This is a genomic window from Nonomuraea sp. NPDC050680 (genome assembly GCF_040654555.1).
Taxonomy (GTDB): Bacteria; Actinomycetota; Actinomycetes; order Streptosporangiales; family Streptosporangiaceae; genus Nonomuraea.
Map to the genome: position 1 here is coordinate 1 of NZ_JBFAIF010000059.1, position 1001 is coordinate 1001.

1 pseudogene is annotated in these 1001 nt (G+C 61.9%); it reads left to right on the plus strand.

Annotated elements, in window-relative coordinates:
• Positions 1-85 precede the first annotated feature (85 nt).
• Positions 86-1001, plus strand: a pseudogene (locus tag AB0H88_RS52550) (DNA-directed RNA polymerase subunit beta); the annotation flags it as partial.

Consider the following 1001-nt stretch of genomic DNA (forward strand, 5'->3'; position numbering starts at 1 on the left):
TGACGACCCGCTCCGCTTGCTCACGTTGCGAGGTTGTCTGGCGTGCGTGTAGTCAGTCCGCCGCGAGCCCTCGGAAGGACATCTGTTGGCAGCCTCGCGCAACGCCTCCGCCGTACCCGCTGGTCCCCGTCGCGTCTCTTTTTCGCGCATCCAGGAGCCCCTCGAAGTTCCTGACCTTCTCGCTCTGCAGACCGAGTCGTTCGACTGGCTGCTGGGCAATGAGAAATGGAAGGCCCGGGTTGAGGCGGCTCGTCAGGCCGGGCGCAAGGACGTCCCGACCCAGTCGGGCCTCGAAGAGATCTTCGAAGAGATCAGTCCCATCGAGGACTTCTCGGGGACCATGTCCTTGTCGTTCCGTGATCACCGGTTCGAGCCGCCCAAGTACTCCGTAGATGAGTGCAAAGACAAGGACATGACCTTCTCCGCCCCGATGTTCGTCACGGCGGAGTTCATCAATAACACCACTGGCGAGATCAAGTCCCAGACGGTGTTCATGGGCGATTTCCCGCTCATGACGCCGAAGGGCACCTTCATCATCAACGGCACCGAGCGTGTCGTGGTCTCGCAGCTCGTCCGCTCTCCCGGCGTCTATTTCGAACGCAATGTCGACAAGACCTCGGACAAGGACCTGTACGGCTGCAAGGTCATCCCGTCGCGGGGTGCCTGGCTGGAGTTCGAGATCGACAAGCGCGACAGTGTCGGTGTCCGTATCGACCGTAAGCGCAAGCAGGCCGTCACCGTGCTTCTCAAGGCACTGGGATGGACCAGCGAGGCGATTCTGGAGCGGTTCGGCCAGTACGAGTCGATGCGTGCCACCCTGGAGAAGGACCACACGGCCGGCCAGGACGACGCGCTGCTGGACATCTATCGCAAGCTGCGTCCGGGTGAGCCGCCGACCAAGGAGTCGGCGCAGACCCTGCTGGAGAACCTGTACTTCAACCCCAAGCGCTACGACCTGGCCAAGGTCGGTCGTTACAAGATCAACAAGAAGCTCGGGGTCG